The sequence below is a fragment of the Bacteroides sp. 3_2_5 genome, assembly GCF_000159855.2.
GTDB classification, from domain to species: Bacteria; Bacteroidota; Bacteroidia; order Bacteroidales; family Bacteroidaceae; genus Bacteroides; species Bacteroides fragilis.
This window is the reverse complement of the sequence record NZ_JH636044.1, coordinates 1,650,217-1,666,401: the sequence shown is the minus strand read 5'-3', so window position 1 is coordinate 1,666,401 and position 16,185 is coordinate 1,650,217. Positions and strand designations below refer to the sequence as shown.

The 16,185-nt window shown below is 39.6% G+C and carries 12 protein-coding genes; 7 read left to right on the top strand and 5 right to left on the bottom strand.

The window, feature by feature from the left end:
- Window positions 1–700: 700 nt before the first annotated feature.
- Together BSHG_RS21800 and BSHG_RS23460 are read left to right on the top strand one after the other, a co-directional pair.
- A complete protein-coding gene (locus tag BSHG_RS21800; protein WP_008659151.1) occupies window positions 701–871 on the top strand; it encodes a hypothetical protein in 171 nt (56 codons plus the stop codon).
- A 91-nt stretch (window positions 872–962) separates the two neighbouring features.
- Window positions 963–1,094, top strand: a complete 132-nt coding sequence (locus BSHG_RS23460) for a winged helix-turn-helix domain-containing protein (protein ID WP_229729471.1) — start codon at window positions 963–965, stop codon at window positions 1,092–1,094.
- Between the two features lie 111 nt (window positions 1,095–1,205).
- Here BSHG_RS23460 and BSHG_RS11240 read toward each other — a convergent pair whose 3' ends face one another.
- From BSHG_RS11240 to BSHG_RS11250, 3 genes are all read right to left on the bottom strand, one after another.
- Window positions 1,206–2,210, bottom strand: a complete 1,005-nt coding sequence (locus BSHG_RS11240; RefSeq protein ID WP_005800815.1) for a hypothetical protein — start codon at window positions 2,208–2,210, stop codon at window positions 1,206–1,208.
- 119 nt (window positions 2,211–2,329) lie between these two features.
- Window positions 2,330–3,343 (bottom strand): hypothetical protein, encoded by a 1,014-nt coding sequence (locus BSHG_RS11245; protein ID WP_008659150.1) that lies wholly within the window; start codon window positions 3,341–3,343, stop codon window positions 2,330–2,332.
- Entirely contained in the window at window positions 3,340–4,635 is a 1,296-nt protein-coding gene (locus BSHG_RS11250) for a hypothetical protein (protein WP_005800817.1), read from the bottom strand. The genes BSHG_RS11245 and BSHG_RS11250 overlap by 4 nt, the downstream gene beginning before the upstream one ends.
- A gap of 18 nt (window positions 4,636–4,653) precedes the next feature.
- Here BSHG_RS11250 and BSHG_RS11255 point away from each other — a divergent pair, with 18 nt between their 5' ends.
- On the top strand, window positions 4,654–7,683 hold the full coding sequence (locus BSHG_RS11255) for a glycoside hydrolase domain-containing protein (protein ID WP_008659149.1): 3,030 nt from the start codon (window positions 4,654–4,656) through the stop codon (window positions 7,681–7,683).
- 388 nt (window positions 7,684–8,071) lie between these two features.
- Here the strand turns inward: BSHG_RS11255 and BSHG_RS11260 are convergent, their stop codons facing one another.
- Window positions 8,072–8,665: a hypothetical protein gene (locus tag BSHG_RS11260; RefSeq protein WP_009291886.1), complete on the bottom strand. Its 594-nt coding sequence runs from the start codon at window positions 8,663–8,665 to the stop codon at window positions 8,072–8,074.
- A 767-nt stretch (window positions 8,666–9,432) separates the two neighbouring features.
- Window positions 9,433–10,176: a Fic family protein gene (locus tag BSHG_RS11265; RefSeq protein WP_008659146.1), complete on the bottom strand. Its 744-nt coding sequence runs from the start codon at window positions 10,174–10,176 to the stop codon at window positions 9,433–9,435.
- An 869-nt stretch (window positions 10,177–11,045) separates the two neighbouring features.
- On the opposite strand from BSHG_RS11265, the gene BSHG_RS11270 reads away from it, so the two are divergent.
- The 4 genes from BSHG_RS11270 (at window position 11,046) to BSHG_RS11285 (ending at window position 16,024) form a co-directional block, all read left to right on the top strand.
- Entirely contained in the window at window positions 11,046–11,951 is a 906-nt protein-coding gene (locus BSHG_RS11270; protein ID WP_008659145.1) for a hypothetical protein, read from the top strand.
- Entirely contained in the window at window positions 11,945–13,447 is a 1,503-nt protein-coding gene (locus tag BSHG_RS11275; protein ID WP_008659142.1) for an Eco57I restriction-modification methylase domain-containing protein, read from the top strand. The genes BSHG_RS11270 and BSHG_RS11275 overlap by 7 nt, the downstream gene beginning before the upstream one ends.
- 81 nt (window positions 13,448–13,528) lie before the next feature.
- The gene (locus BSHG_RS11280) at window positions 13,529–14,713 is read left to right on the top strand and encodes a site-specific integrase (protein ID WP_008659140.1); all 1,185 of its coding nucleotides are present in this window, start codon (window positions 13,529–13,531) and stop codon (window positions 14,711–14,713) included.
- Between the two features lie 36 nt (window positions 14,714–14,749).
- On the top strand, window positions 14,750–16,024 hold the full coding sequence (locus BSHG_RS11285) for a site-specific integrase (protein ID WP_008659139.1): 1,275 nt from the start codon (window positions 14,750–14,752) through the stop codon (window positions 16,022–16,024).
- Window positions 16,025–16,185: the final 161 nt, after the last annotated feature.

The following is a 16,185-nucleotide window of genomic DNA, read 5'->3' as shown; positions in this document are numbered from 1 at the left end:
ACGAATGAAATTGTTTCAAAAAACGTTCGTCTTTTGGAACACCTTTTTTCGACCTTTTCTAAAAATCATGTTCTTATAGAAAAAACACATATATAAAGATTTTATTTCATGTATATAATGCTCTTACAATCAGTATACTAAAATAGATAAAGAAAGAAAAACTCAATTTATTTATAAAAATATTTTGTTGTTATAAAAATGTGCCTTACCTTTGTGTTTATAAACGAACGTTTTTTGAAACAACCCTCCCCTTTTCTTCCATCTACTTTATATTACGTATCTGTTTGTAGTCCAATAGGTAAGTACCCTAGCCTCCTATCATTTACACAAAAAAATTTCTCCTTACGCGCGAGACGACACCTACTTTAGAAAACAGGTTCTTCGTCAAGTTTGGTGGTAAGTTTTCTTTTACTCATGGAATCTAATTCAGTTTTCGGAAGTGCAAGCCCTCGTTTATAGTTGACAAAAAAGCAAGTATCCCGGCTTTCGCCCGAAGTGTCCATTCGTGAGGTGAAGAAGCGAATCTTAGGCTAAACTATCTGAAAATCAACATCTTTAAAAAGTAAGATTTCTGTCTTCAAAAGCTTTGTTTTAACACAGAGTTAAAGCTTGTTCTTTGGATATAAATAAGAAGTTCTTTAAATGCAAAAGACTTGTTATTTGCGCACAAGAACCTGACAACCTGTAAAATGCGTTAACAATGTTAATTGAAGAAAGATATAAGGATGAAGATACCGGTTCAGACGGCGTAAATTCACTTCCTAAACTTGAGTTATCTTATTCAGCCGGTGTCTGTTTTTTCTTATCAAAGCAAGCAAAAAGGACAATTATCAACTTGGAGATAAAGAATTTACCACCAAATTTGATTTAAATAGGCTATAAATAGTAATATGGAAAAAGTGAAAATCGGAGAAAACTCCAGAAAAGTATGACGAATACTTATACATGCAAGAAAAGTCTCTGTGAAAGAACTTTGCAGCTTGACCTGCCTGAATATAGACGATGTAATGCTTGCTGTCGGATGGTTGGCAAAAGAGAACAGTTCTTTTTATCGAAAAGAAAGCAGATTCTTTTTATGTCAGCGACGGTTCTGAGTATTACTTCTGCTTCGGATAGGACATGCAGATGAAAGAACGAGGGTGTGTCGAAACTCGTATTCACCACAGATTACTCTGTGGTGAGTCATGACACACTCTCGTCGTTCTTTATTCTCCTTTTGCCTTCATCAGTTTCCCGGCTTTGAGGTCAATGTAGTAAAGCATTCCCCGGGCTATCTCCATGCGCCCGATCTCCTTACCCGGAAACTCGGCCAGCACTCCGAGCAGGTCTCCTGTCTCCGGATCATAACGCTGTATTTTCCCACTCTTCTGTACCGACATCAGTAATTCGCCTCCGTAGGCAAGCAGTCCGAGCGGTTGAATATCATCGTACTTAAACACGGCATCGGAAGTGATATGTGTCTCTTCACCGAACACGATCTCCATTTTCGACGGAGTGAACACTTGCACACTCTTGTTGTACCAGTCGGTCAGATACATACGCCCGTCATACTCTGCCATACCATGGATACGGGCCTGATAGTCATATCCGACTCCTTCGGGCACTTTCACCTTTCCGATCCAGGGAACCCGGAACGCAGGTTCGGTAACGGCTTCATAAATCCAATAGCCGCGAATGGTATTTTTATCACGCACCATCAGTCTCTCGCCACACTCACGAAGTCCGTAGCAATGGGTCATGCTATAAATATCGTCTCCCCACTTTCCGTCTGAACGCCCGATGGCATTGACAAACTGAAGGGTGCGACGGTCAAAAATATTAATACGGGAGTTGTACATACCCACAAAGATATAACGGTCAGAAACAGCCATGTCGCCTATCTCGGCATTAAAGGTCTCTTTGACACCTTTCCGTACCCATGAATCGATACGTCCGATCAGTTCGCCTGTCGTCAGGTTCAGCAATAGCACGGAACGGTCGGCGGCATTGGTATTGGCAACAAACAAAGTGTCCCCCTTGACCCGTACGGACCGGGGAGTGAAATTGGCCGGAAGCACTCCGGGAACAACCACTTCGCCGGCATCTGTAAAGGTGGTGTAAACCGGCTCTTGGGGAGAAGTACTGCCCTTATCCGAAGGTTCTTCGTCCTTGGAACAGGATATACACAGGGCAGATATCAATAATAACAGATATAAAAATTTCAAATTCATGCTTGATTGTTTTCTCACCACAGACGACACAGAAAGTTTTCTTCTCTTAAACCGTCATCCGGATATAGAGGAGTGTACAAACCTGCATAATCTGCAGCGAATCGTAATTATTCATTTTTTTAGTCCAGCTCGGATATTTCAACAAACATAACTTTCCCCTGTATCAGCCGGGGAGCATTGGCATTGCGCCCTGCAAGATAGAATGTATCATTATGGAAAAAGAGGCGTCCGGGAGTTCCCAGCCCCACTCCTCCGGCAAAGGATGAATAAGAGCCGAGCTCTTTCCCGGTACGGAGGTCTACTCTCACGATGCGGTTATTTGCGCAGACAACATACATTTCGTTCTGAAAGAATCCCATACTGAGCGGTTTGTTCGGCATGCGGTAAGAGCGCAAAAAGCGTACCGGCTCTCCCTTGACCGCCACGGTGGCGGGATCGATCACCAGGATGCGTGAGGTTTCGTAGTCGGACACATAGATCAAGCCTTCATGCCGCGCAACGGACTCAAGATTAAAACCGTTATTAGAAGACGTACTGTCCGTATTCTGAGCAAAGACAGGAACCTTAAAACGATTTTCAGGCGTACAATCTGAAATCTGCACCACTTTAATCTTCTGTTTGTCACGGATGAACAATTTATCACCAGCCACTTCGGCCGCTTCGCATTGCAACAGAGAACTCGACTGCCATCCGGTACGCCCGATGGTGGTCACATACGAATAATCGTTCCGTCGGAACAGGTCGATCCGGGACGAACGGTTCACCACAAAGATGTAATCGCTGCTGACCGCCACATCCATCACCTGATTGTCGAACTTCTCGTTTTTCCCGTTGTAGGTCCAGCCGGTCAGCGAATAAAGCAACTCCCCGGTCGAAGCGCATACCACCCACACACCGTCAGAACCTTCGGCACGGTTGGCAATGAAAAGAGTATCGCCCGAACGCCGCATTCCCACCGGATTGTAATTTTGGGTCCCCACTCCGACAAAGGCGGCATCCAGCTCTTTATCGAAAGTCAATGTAAGGATGGAGTCAGTCGTGAAACTGAATCCGGGGTCACTATTTTTATCGCATGCGGCAAAGGTGAGCAGCAGGACTGCCAGTACCGTCAGTATATTATGTCTCTTCATCATAGCTCTATGTCGGGATTGTCGGCATCATTGATGCCGGGATTATAATCATTGTAACTCTTAAAGGGATTGATGATATAAGGCAGCATGCGGTGCTTCATCATGTAGCGATACACTTTCGGTACTATTTCATCGGGCACCGACCCGTAACACAGGCTGCTAGAATGACCATAGCCCAGACAGTGCCCTAGCTCGTGAATCCAGACATGAAGCACCCAGTTGCAATCGATTGCCACCCGGTTCTGGTAGAAGAATCCGGCCAGATATTCTTCACGCAATCCCAAAGCATTTCCTCCACCGAGCCCGGCGATACCGGAACCGGTAACCACTCCGAACACAAGACTTTGTTTATTGAGAATTGAATTCAGTAACCCTTCACGGTCGATCTCCTTTCCTGCATCATTGTGAATGCTACCTTTGTAGTTCATCAATGAATCACGAAAAATTTCGGAACTGAACATGACAGCCATATTCACCGCCGATGTGGCATAGTAGCGGGCTGCATTTGCTGTCATGACTCCCCAGTTTCCACTGCCGTACTTTCCCATCTGGATACGGGTTTTCATCTTGATGGTCTTCAGCATATCGAATACGGAGTCGTTGCACGAAAGCAGCAATTCATACTGGTCGGGCGACAGTAGTGCCAGATTATTCACACGGACAGGCTTTCCACTCTTCGAAGCATAGACGACCTCTCCCATTTTCAATGGAGAATCAAGTTTGATGTTATAAAAACCGGGGACTTCCTCAAATTGCATCAATTGGATGGTGTCACGCAAATGGGGCATCGTCAGCCAAAGGGAGACTTCCTTGAAATCGTGCGCCATGCCGTTGAACAGCCGGAGCTTTCCATCCGCCATCGAAACATTAAAGGGGTTATTCACATAGAAGGCACGATCGGCGGAAACAATCTCGTCCACGCTTTCGCCATCTTCAAACATCTGTTCTCCCTGATCGAGAAACTCTTGTGCCGTCATCTTCGTCAAAGCAGGCGGAGTGCCAAAAGCATCGAGAATATCGGCTGTATCATCATCCTGACAGGCACACAGCGAGAATGCCAGAAGCGAGATACACAGAATTTGCTTTCTGTTCATAGTGTAGGGTTTATTCATTTTGAGGGCGCAAAGATAATATAAAAAATATTTTTCCCACAAAAAGATTCTTCCTGATAATCGGAGCGAAACATCGCTAATCGCATACCCGATTACCACACAGGCTTTTGGGCAGAAACGGTTTATAATAAAAAAACGGCCGATCTGCCAAATCCATAAATGATTCTTTGTAAATTTGCACATAGTTATTAGATAAACATTATGAAGAAACTCTTTTTATGGGCACTGTCAGCTTTGTTAACCCTTCCGGCAGCGACTCAAGACTTCGTCCCCGAAGCCTCGTTTTACGGCGAAAACTACTGGACACCCGACACACTGGGTAACCATCGCGCCATTGTTTCCGTGAACACTCCCGCCTCCGTAGCGGAAGCTTATATCCCCTGGCGCAGACGTGACGCCAATCCCGAACAAAAAGGGATTATTGTGATCAATGCATCTACCGGCAAAGCGGTAGACAATGTACTTCCGGTGGAAATCAACCGTGAATACGGACGCATCCGATTTGACGCAAGCGGAAATGCCGGAGATTATTATGTGTACTACCTCCCCTACCACACCTCGGGAGGGCCCTATCCGAAAGTAAACTATCCTCAGCAACCGGATAAGGCGGATCCGCAATGGAAAGCAACCTGTAAAGCCACTCCGGCCGGAAAGGCGGTACAAGCCAAGCTGGTACGTTTCGAATCGCTGGGCAGTTTCAACAGCTTCTATCCGATGGAAATCATCGCCACAGCACAGGAGAAGCAGGCATTGATCGATGCTAACAGCAACAAGCCTTTCCTGCTGTTGCCCGAAGACCGTAAATATCCCATCCGCATGTTCGATGATCTGTCATACCGCCAGGTGACGCAAGGAGCCACAGGCGAGTTTTTCGGTGAAGCGGATCTGAACGAATACTATGTGCTGCAACTGGGACTGTGGGCATTCAAGAATCCGGTGAACGGAGTCAAAGTAACCTTTACCGACCTGAAAGGAAAGAACGGAAGTATACCTGCATCAGCTCTTACGTGTTTCAACACAGAAGGAACCGACTGGCTGGGACGCCCGATACATCCGGAGGTAAACGTCGGCAAAGGCCGTGTACAACCTTTATGGATCGGCATCCAGATGCCGGAACATGCCGGCAGAGGGATCTACCGGGGCACGGTCACCGTGAGCGACCTGAGCGGTGCTTCACAGGAAGTGAACATAGCCATTAACCTGTCGGACAACGTACTGGTAGACAAAGGAGACGGAGACTTGTGGCGTTTGTCACGTTTGCGCTGGCTGAATTCACAGTATGCAGTCAATAACCGGCCGGTGAAGCCATTCATTCCGATAAAGGTGGCAGACCGTACAATCAGCGTGCTGGGACGCAGCGTCACTGCCGGCGAACTGGGACTGCCGGCTTCCATCCAGAGTTACTTCACCGAAGAGATGACTTCCATAGGCAAAGAACCCAAAGACATTCTGTCACAACCGATGGAATTTGTCATTCGCCAGAATGGAAAGCCACTGCCCGTCACCATCACTTCACCGCTAAAGTTCGGCAAGAAGGAAGACGGAACGGTAAGCTGGACCGCTACCGGAAAAGCAGGGGCACTGGACATAACAGTACTTGCAAGTATGGAATTCGATGGTTTCATGAATTATCAGATCAAAGTAAAGGCTGCCGAAAATACATCGGTAGACGATATAGCCCTGTTAACTTCCATGCCGGCAACAACGGCCAAATATCGTTTGGGAATGGGTTATGAAGGCTCACTGCGCCCGAAAAGCGACCAATGGAAATGGAATGTGGAGCGGAATCAGGAAGGTTTCTGGTTTGGCGATGTAAACGCCGGCATGCAATGCCTGTTCCGTGCAGAGAACTATCGCCGTCCACTAAACACAAACTTCTACAAAATGCAACCGTTGAACATGCCTCCATCCTGGTTTAACGACGGTAAAGGCGGCATCAGCTATAAAGAGAAAGGAAACCAGGTAGACATCAAGACATACAGTGGCAGCCGTACCCTCCAAAAGGGCGAAGAGCTGAACTTCGACTTCTTGGTACTGGTAACTCCCTTCAAGCCCATCGACACGATGAAGCAATGGACCGACCACTACTACCACGGATACCAGCCTGCCGAGAAACTGAAAGAGGGCGACGCACACGCCTACCAGGCTGTAGACGTTGTGGGAGAAACAGGAGCAAACGTTATCAACCTGCATCACGGCAATGCGGTGAATCCGCATATCAACTATCCTTTCTTCCGCCCTGCCTTCATGAAGCAGTACGTAGACGAATCGCATGCCAAAGGATATAAAGTGAAAATATACTATACGGTACGCGAACTGACGAACCATGCACCGGAGCTGTTTGCCCTGAAGAGCCTTGGACACGAAATCTTCTCACCGGGCAAGGGAGGAGGCTATGCCTGGCTACAGGAACATCTGGACGGCGACTACATCGGAGCCTGGTTTGTAGATGCTTACAAGGATGCGGCAATCGTGAACACCGGCATTTCACGCTGGCACAACTTCTATGTGGAAGGACTGAACTGGCTGACAAAAAATGTCGGCATCGACGGAGTCTATATCGATGACTTGGCTTTCGATCGTAACACGATGAAACGCATCCGCCGGGTACTGGAAAGTAACCGTCCCGATCCGCGCATCGATGTCCATTCAGCCAATCAGTTCAATCCGGCCGACGGTTACATCAACAGCATATTCCTTTACATGGAACACATGCCTTACCTGGACCGCCTTTGGTTTGGAGAATACTTTAAATACGAAAAGTCACCGGAATACTGGCTGACAGACGTATCGGGTATCCCCTTCGGCATGATGAGCGAAATGTTGCAGGATGGCGGCAATCCTTACCGGGGCATGCTGTACGGGATGACCGCACGCGAACCGATGGAATCCGTCCCCTCACAACTCTGGAAGGTGTGGGATGCATTCGGCATAAAAGACAGCCGCATGATGGGCTATTGGGTATCCTACAATCCAGTGAAGACAGGACGCAATGACATTCTGGCAACCTCGTTTGTGAAAGATGGCAAAGTAATGATTGCCATTGCCAGTTGGGCAAAAAAAGACAGTGATATAAAACTGCAGATAGATTGGGAGAAACTGGGCATTGACGCTGATAAAGCCAGGCTGACGGCTCCTGACATCAAAGGTTTCCAGGAAGGATTCAGCCTGTCGCCAAAAGATAAAATAAAAGTTCCCAAAGACAAAGGATTCATCTTTATTCTGGAATAAAAGTAGATACATGGATGGGGGCGTGCCGAAAATGCTGACCAGGCGGGAAAGTACATCCCGGCACACCTCCATTTTTAAACTGACTCAGTCTAATTTTCGAAGCTAACATATAAAAAAACAGACATATTAGAAGAATCCACAAGATTGACAAAATTCACTTGCAGCCAATGCTACGGCCTCAGGTTCAATTGTAAAAAACAAAATTTTCCGGTATCGGATTTTCTTTCTTTTCCTCGTCATCCTCACGCTGAGAAGCAGTTAACAGTAATACTCCATAGTCCGTGTCATTATCAGTCTATTGTTGTTGATATTATATAAAAAATGTTTTTGATTCTGAGCATAAGTCCACACTGCAAGTCCTGCTCTTTATCATACTTAGATAGATGCCTTAGTAATTCTCAATAATAACATTCCCGAATATATCTTTTTTAATAATTTGCTTTTTCCCATGATTATCTTCGATTATTTTATTACCGAATATATCTGTCTTAATGGTCTTTTTATAACCTTTATTATTTTCAATGACAGTATTTCCAAAGATATCTTTTTTGATGCTTTTCCTATTACCACGATTGTCCTCAATGACAGTATCTCCAAAGATGTCTTTCTTAATGGTTTTCCTATTACCGCAATTGTTCTCAATGACAGTATCTCCAAAAATGTCTTTCTTGATAGTTTTCCTATTACCGCGATTGTCCTCAATGACAGTATCTCCAAAAATGTCTTTCTTGATAGTTTTCCTATTACCGCGATTGTCCTCAATGACAGTATCTCCAAAGATATCTTTCTTAATGGTTTTCCTATTACCGTGATTGTCCTCAATGACAGTATCTCCAAAGATGTCTTTCTTGATGGTTTTCTTTCCTTGATTAGTTACCGAATGTCCATGATTATTTCCGATAGAATTTGCACCATAACTTCCTGTTATCCGAGGGATCAGAATAAACTGAACTGTAAATAGAATAAATAAAATCTTTTTCATGATGTTTTTTTTAGGTTTGCAACAAAAGTAAAGCAGGAAAATCATACCTGATCTGTGAATTCTATAATTACTTATAGGGAAAAACCTAAATTTATATGGATTTAAACGGTAAGAACTTATAAAGTACCCCAATTCGCACATCAAAAATCAAGCATCTATACCACTAAAATCAGTACATATCGGGACATCCACTCCAGAGTGAATACTAAAATAATCTGCAAGTAACGTTTGGCAATAAGAAAACAATCAGCACATGCAAATAGCATAAGCATAAATAGAGTTTTTTTCTTGGAAAAGCTGAAATAAGAACTGGTACCTATATAGATAAAGTAGATGGTAAAAAGATATTATTTTTTCGGCTCTGCATAAACGATATAACGTGTAGAGTCTTCTTCATCAAGTAACAAGACCGCATTGGTATTATCCGTCACCCATTATAGCACACGGATAAGCATTCGGATATTATTTTTGCTCAGAAAACAAATCGTTATACAGTCGAAATATCTTTTGTTTATCCTTCTTATCTTCATAAGTAGGTTGTGAATAGAGTAAGCAGAGGTAATTGTAAAGTGAATTGTAGCTATGACTCATGCATAATAAAATAATCCCTCAAAATTTAGGGACGATCCCGAATTCAGATATGATCCTTTACTCCCTTTTCTTTAAGAGGTTCCTGGCGTTTTTTTAAAATTTTCCTAAAATCATTGATTATCAAGGAAATTAGCAAATACAGTTCTTACATTCGACTAAATTAGTCTTGATTTAAATTATATATCTATTTCTTTAATGCGTTCCAACTGCCTATTTAGAAAGTAGTCAGAATACTTAGTGTAATCCCCCGTTTCATAAAATCGAATCAACCCTTTCCTGTAATTCAAAATATCAGCATCTTTTGCTGAATATACAGGAATAATATCAGCATTCATCATGACAACACTTTCTATCATGCGAGAAGTTCTTTTATTCCCATCTATAAAAGGTTGCAGCCGTGCAATATTACAATGTAAGAAAACTGCCTTTTCCAATGGATTAGTATAAACATCTTGCTCATATAATATCTCTCCCAATTTACTTTTTATTTCTTGCAAATCTTTTGGAGGAGCATAATCAGTACCGCTGATCCTAACTGCACGTGTCCTTAAAAAGCCTGATTCCTCATTAGAAACCAAACCTGTGAAAATAGATTGATGAAGTCTGAAAAGAGTACGTTCATCTATAATCTCCTTATTTTTCTCTTGATGAATATATTCCAGTTCGGAAATGAATGTATTATATAGATTTTTCAGCATTTTAGCATCTTCATATTTTTTTTCGGAAGTGATGCCGTCTTTAAGCAATGCTTCTGTTTCAACATAGGTATAGGTATTACCCTCTATTCTCCCCGAATAATAGCACCATACAACAGCCAAGTCTTTTATCTCGCTTGAGTAAAGTTCCGACAGTTTAGCCAAAGGGCTTTCAAGAATGAATGTTGCTTTTTGGCATTGTTCCTTATTGAAGATATGTTTCATATATCCTATCTATTGCTTAAAAGAGAGATTTTATTTCTCGATTTCATTATTATGCAAAACTACTAAAAAGTACTTAGATACAGCACACTTCCATTATAAAAGTTCTATTCTTAACACCCACCTCTAAGTTTTTGGCACACGCCACATCCTTGTCTATATAATCAGTAAAAATCTTTCCCAATCTTAACGCATAATAACACACGGCCTTTATATCCGGGAATTGCTTGAACAGGATTCCAGCCCTCCGTTTTTGGCTGTCCGTCCACTTGCCCGGTGCCTTGAACAGTAGATACCGGCTTCTAGCCAACAATTGCCTAAGAGTATCCTCAAGGAAGAGGATGAAGCAAGTTGCTCAGGAGACATGATTGACTAAATCAAAGTAAGCGAGTATGCCTGAAGGGAGGAACATAGTCAAGATTTTTACGGTGAGCCCCTTCTAATCCTAAAAAGAAAAAACTCTTGTAACATATACTGAAATTCAGTTAGTTACAAGAGTTTTTTTTAAGAGGTTCCTGGCGGAAGACTTGTGTTACTGACAATCAGCATATTGAATTTTATACCAATGGAATTTAGTAAGTTACAAATACCTCGAAAATCCAATGAAAGATTAAGATTTGGAGAACTCAAAATAGTGCGCCCCTGTTTGCGCCCCCGTTTTGCCACTGAAAAACAATGGCAATGTTAAATTTTAGCTTTTTTCTTATCGAAATTTCCCAAAAGATTTTGCCGTTTGGAAAATGCCATCTAACTTAGCTCATGAATAATGAATGAATATTGTAGATAGGTTTATCATAAAGCTATTTAAGCACTAAATTTCATGATTCTGATAAAATGTGTATCTTTGCGAATAGAATTAATACCTATTCACAATGGATATAACAAGGAATACTAGAAATGCAAAAAATGAGTTGATGACTTATTTTCGTAGTGAATCTGAAAACTTAAAAAGTATATTGAATCAGAAATTAGACCATAAAGGCAAAGCAAAAATACTAAATTCAAAATTAGTATCATGCAAAGAAGAACTTATTTTAGCAACAAAGAAGAAAGCAGCAGAGGAAAACTGGACTAAAATAGAGCTTTTAGAGTGTATATTAATGATAACATACTGCAATTATGTTGTCATGCTTGAAACTCGAAATTCAGTTTGGGCATATGAATATATGGCATTTTCAAGAAGGATAGGTGAATTATGGGAGCCATTCTGTAAGCTTGCATTTGAATATCCAATAAATGACTTAGAGTTGTTTACTCCCCCTTCTTTCTCTGATATAAAAAATAGAGTGACAAGTGAGTTTACTAACAAAATAAATGAACTAGATATCTTAGACAATAAAAAAGAAAGCCTTATAAATTCATATCTAGCTGTATGGGAAATGGTTACATCTGGAGAAATTCAAATGAACTTGGACTTACATTTTAAAATCGGAATAGAAAAATATGTAGTGGATTTTAAGAGTGGATTTGGTTCCAATGAAAAAGGAAATACAAATAGACTGTTACTGGTAGCTCAAATTTATCATGATTTAAATGACAACTACAACCCATTGCTATTTGTTCGATCAATGGAAAATAACAATTATTTCAACACATTAAAAAATAGTGGTATTTGGAACGCTTATTCTGGTGCAGATACTTATGTTGAAATATATAAGTATTCTGGATATAATATAAAAGAATGGATAGATAATAACATAGATTGGGAAAACGATTTATCTCAAGATTTCGTAGCCCATCTGAGGATAAATAATTTATTACAATATCTCACATGGTAGAAAATCAACGAAAATATCAAGCTTATTATACAAAATCAAATTCAATAGTGACTTATATGACTAAGTTACTAAATTTGAATGGTTCTGAACGTATTTTAGAACCCTGTGCTGGAGATGGTGTATTTATAGACAGCATAATCAATCTATTCCCTAATATTTCAATAGATGCTTTGGAGTTAAGTATTGATTCCGTAAAAATGCTTCTCCAAAAATATAGAAAAAGCAAAAGCATCCAAATTAGACAAACTGATTATTTAAAAGATACAACATTAGATGATTATATCGTAAAAGGAGGAGTTTATGATGCCATAATAGCCAATCCACCATATGGAGCATGGCGTGAAATTGAAGAAAGAAAACAACTAAAAGACAAATTTAATGGATTGTATGCCAAAGAGAGCTACACATTATTTCTAATTCATAGTATAAACCTACTAAAGGAAGGAGGAAAATTATCTTTTATCATTCCAGATACATGGCTAAATGTACATATGCATAAACAAGTAAGAAAGTACATTCTTACCAATACAATGATAACAGAAATCTCTTTATTCCCTTCTTCATTTTTTCCTAATGTAAATTTTGGATATGCTAATTTAATGATAATTTCTTTAAAAAAGAATTCAATCATAGAAGAAAATCTTAACAACAAATTCAATATATATAGTAATTTCAAATCTGTAGACGAATTACTTAAAAACAATTTATCTAATATTTCCAAAGTAAGCTTATCTCAAAATCAGATATTTACCAATCGTGATTATTCATTCGTGATTAACCCAAATGAACATGTGTTAAATTGCATAAATAACAACAACGTGTGTATTGGTGATATATGCGATTGTGCAACAGGGTTTTACTCTGGTGATGATAAGAGTTTTTTAAAAGTTCTAAACAGGGACATAAAAAATAGCAAACACTATGAGCTTGTTGATTGTAACAAAGTTCAATACAACTGTTCTTATCGGGACTTAATGGGATTGGCAAATGGCAAGTATTATGTACCGATAGTCAAAGGTGGAAATACTAAATATTGGAAAAGCGATATGTGGTTTATGTCTTGGACCAAAGAAAATGTAAATCACTATATTACAAATAAAAAATCTCGATATCAAAATTCGAGTTTTTATTTCAAGCAAGGCATTGGTATACCTATGGTTAGTTCATCTTCTATAACAGCCGCTTTAATTAATAATAGATTGTTTGACCAATCTATCGTTGGAGTATTTCCTAAAAACGAAAATTTCTTATACTACCTACTGGCATTTTTCAATTCTCCTACTTGCAACATACTCATCAGAACAATCAATTCATCTACAAATAATTCTTCTAATTATATAAAGAAAATACCATTTATTGCCCCTTCTATAGAAGATTTGCATGAAGTAACGAAAAATACGAAAGAGATTATAACCAGAATCACTACAGAAAATTTAGATTATCACAATTTAGAAGACAAAAACAATAATATATTTTACAAAATATACGGTTTTTAATTAAAAAGCAAGGAAATATTTTGCCGTTTGGAAGATGCCAGCTAACTTAGCTCTTGTGAACCAGATAAATTATTAACAATAATGGCAGAATACTCTATTTGCAAATGCATAAGAACTGATAAGCCAGTAAAGCGAAATGGCAAATATCCAATTTATCTAAGAGTACGGGTTGGATTCAAAGATACCAAGTTTCCTACAAATCTTGATGTATGGAAAGAGCATTGGGACATAAAAAAAAATGAGCCAAAGAATAAAGCATTGCTAATACAGCTTAATAAGAAGGTATTGGAGTTAGACCTATACATAAACCGTTTATTGGCAGACGGGCAGGAATTGACGTTGGATTTGGTGAGAGACTATTATTCAGGAAAGAAGAAAATAAAACCTGAAAACAGTTCGTTCTATGATTACTATCTTGAATTTGTAGAACGCAAGCGCAAAGAAGGTTTAAATCCAGAAACTATCCGTGTCTACATGACCACGTTTAATGTACTGAAAGAATTCAAAGCCGAATTCCGAATCAGTGACATATCATTATCATTCATTGAGCAATTCGACGACCACATGCGAGAAGTGAATGGTAACTCGCCAGGTGGTAGAAATCCCAAGCACAAGAACTTTAGAACGGTCATTCTTGATATACAAAAGCATAATATACCAGTTGATAATCCTTATCGATGGTTTAAAATTCCCAGTTCGGAGGTAAAGGAAGTATACCTTGATAAGTCAGAGTTACACACCATCATGGAGTATACAGAACGTTTTGACAAAAGCTCCAAAGAATACAAAATACTAAAGATGTATCAGTTCTCTTGCTTCTGCGGTTTACGTTTTTCTGATACGATGGATTTAAGATGGAAAGATATTGACTTTGCAAACTGTCTTATCCGAAGAATGATGATTAAGACAAAAACAGAGGTAATAACACCATTATTTCCAATGGCTCGTGATATATTAATGGAAAGGTCAAATAATGGTAAGCTGATTGGTAGCGATGAAAAAGTCTTCTATAATTTTGCAGAACCTACCGTTAATCAAGCATTACGCAAGGAGGCAAAACTTGCAGGAATTGACAAGCACATAACCTACCATTCAAGCCGCCACACGTTTGCGACGCTGCTTGTAATAGACAATGTCGATATATATAAAATATCAAAGTATTTGGGTCATAAGTCAGTCAATATGACACAGCGATATTTGAAATATGACCTCTCCATTGCAAAAGAATCAGCAAAAGATATTAGTACTTTCTCCGGTGAAAATTAAGTAATAATGTCTATTTTAGCAGAAAAATGTAAAAATATGGCTATCAAAATACAAGAACCAACATTATACCTGCGTGTTGATAAAAAAAAGAAGGATGGCAAAATGCCCATTTGCATACGATTTCAAAGAATAGATAAGAAAGAACCGAAGTTCTCATTAGGTATCAATTGTTCTCCAGAGCAATGGGACGAGGTAGGACAGCGTATATTAAATTCTGACGGTTTAGATATTATACTTCAAGAGGAAGTGAATCGTATCAAGAAAGAAGTTCGCAATGCCGAAGTAAATGGGGTTGAAATTACTAAGGAGCTACTAAAAGAGATTGTTTCTGGGAAACAGAAAAAATATAATCAATCAGAAAACCAATCTTTCTATTATTACTTTGAAGAATACATATCAAAAAAGAGGGAAATAGGTAAAATCCAAGAAAGTACTTGGAATACCTACCAGACCACATTGAGGTCGCTTAAAGAATTTCGTCAAGAGATACGAATTATAGATATCAGTAAGAAGCTACTTGATGATTTTGACAAATACCTTATTAAGAGAGGAACTGAGAACCACAAAGGAACTGTAGAAGGAAGCAGGCGTAATCGAATCAAGCATATCAGAGCAGTTATCCGATATATAGAAGATTTGAGGATTCCAATTAAGAATCCGTATAAGACACTTGATTTAGCCATTCCAAACGATAAGGAAAATAATATATTTCTTGAAATTGATGAATTAAGGAGAATGTTTTGTTTGATTAACAAAGTAAAAGAGAAGTCAATCGAATATAGAGTTTTATTGATGTACTTATTCTCTTGTGTCACAGGGATAAGAATTGGAGATGCTTTGGCGGTCAAATGGGGGGATTTGGATGTAGAACGCTCACCGATTATTCTGAGCTTTGTAGCAATTAAAACAAAAAAGTGTGTATCCGTACCAATATTCCCATTGGCAGAAGAAGTTTTAATGTATGCACCTGAAGGGAATATTGATAATGTTGAACGTAACAAAAAAATCTTTCATACATATCCACAGGAACTGATAAATAAGACTTTGAGAGAACTTGCCAAGAAAGCGAATATAGACAAACATATCACTTTCCATTCCTCAAGAAGAACTTTTGCCACTCTGGCAATTATACAAGGTATACCACTGAATGACCTTAAAAATTATATGGGACACAGTAGTACGAAAACAACCGAACGTTATACCAAATGGAGTTCAAGTCTTGCTGAATATTCCGCACAAAAGGTAGACCTGTTTCAAGTCAAGGAATTATTAACGAGCAAAAAGCGAACTCCACGTAAAAACAAACCGTAGAAAGATTATGCTTATGTAGAAAAACAGAATAAGATAGCATGTAGAGACGAAAAGTCTTATTATCTTTGTAGCGTTCTTCGGAACGTGATTTTGAAAATAAGAAGTGCCTTTCCAGTTAAAATCGCCAATTTAAACCTAAAAAGTGCACGCTTTGGTACGAA

Excerpts from the sequence above, each read along its gene's own strand:
- BSHG_RS21800 (WP_008659151.1), top strand. The coding sequence starts at position 701 with ATGTTAATTGAAGAAAGATATAAGGATGAAGATACCGGTTCAGACGGC.
- BSHG_RS11240 (WP_005800815.1), bottom strand. The coding sequence starts at position 2,210 with ATGAATTTGAAATTTTTATATCTGTTATTATTGATATCTGCCCTGTGT.
- BSHG_RS11245 (WP_008659150.1), bottom strand. The coding sequence starts at position 3,343 with ATGATGAAGAGACATAATATACTGACGGTACTGGCAGTCCTGCTGCTC.
- BSHG_RS11250 (WP_005800817.1), bottom strand. The coding sequence starts at position 4,635 with ATGTGCAAATTTACAAAGAATCATTTATGGATTTGGCAGATCGGCCGT.
- BSHG_RS11255 (WP_008659149.1), top strand. The coding sequence starts at position 4,654 with ATGAAGAAACTCTTTTTATGGGCACTGTCAGCTTTGTTAACCCTTCCG.
- BSHG_RS11260 (WP_009291886.1), bottom strand. The coding sequence starts at position 8,665 with ATGAAAAAGATTTTATTTATTCTATTTACAGTTCAGTTTATTCTGATC.
- BSHG_RS11265 (WP_008659146.1), bottom strand. The coding sequence starts at position 10,176 with ATGAAACATATCTTCAATAAGGAACAATGCCAAAAAGCAACATTCATT.
- BSHG_RS11270 (WP_008659145.1), top strand. The coding sequence starts at position 11,046 with ATGGATATAACAAGGAATACTAGAAATGCAAAAAATGAGTTGATGACT.
- BSHG_RS11275 (WP_008659142.1), top strand. The coding sequence starts at position 11,945 with ATGGTAGAAAATCAACGAAAATATCAAGCTTATTATACAAAATCAAAT.
- BSHG_RS11280 (WP_008659140.1), top strand. The coding sequence starts at position 13,529 with ATGGCAGAATACTCTATTTGCAAATGCATAAGAACTGATAAGCCAGTA.
- BSHG_RS11285 (WP_008659139.1), top strand. The coding sequence starts at position 14,750 with ATGGCTATCAAAATACAAGAACCAACATTATACCTGCGTGTTGATAAA.